The organism is Paenibacillus sp. GbtcB18, assembly GCF_019091125.1.
Classification (GTDB): domain Bacteria; phylum Bacillota; class Bacilli; order Paenibacillales; family NBRC-103111; genus Paenibacillus_F; species Paenibacillus_F chitinolyticus.
The window spans coordinates 1-249 of the sequence record NZ_JAGXJX010000631.1 but is presented as its reverse complement, the minus strand read 5'-3'; the positions used below and the strand labels follow the sequence as shown (position 1 = coordinate 249).

The window sequence follows — 249 nt, the reverse complement described above, 5'->3', positions numbered from 1 at the left end:
CTTTTACTTACACTTCATAATCAACAACAAAAAGGCTTCCGTAAAATGAAGCCTTTTCTACTTTATAGCACTCTTATTCAACAGATTCGCTTTAATAATAAACACAATTGTACCTAAAACAACTAATGCAGTATATACGATCCCAACCACATCACCTATTTTTTCTAGGCCAAATGGTAATATTATTGTACTAACTCCGACTATATAGGAAAACATCCCTGAAAGCTTCGCTAATTTATTTTTATCTCC

The 249-nt window shown here is 32.1% G+C and carries 1 pseudogene; it reads right to left on the bottom strand.

From position 1 onward, the window contains the following. Nucleotides 1-57: 57 nt before the first annotated feature. A pseudogene (locus KVT34_RS30720) lies at nucleotides 58-249 on the bottom strand (DUF3784 domain-containing protein); the annotation flags it as partial.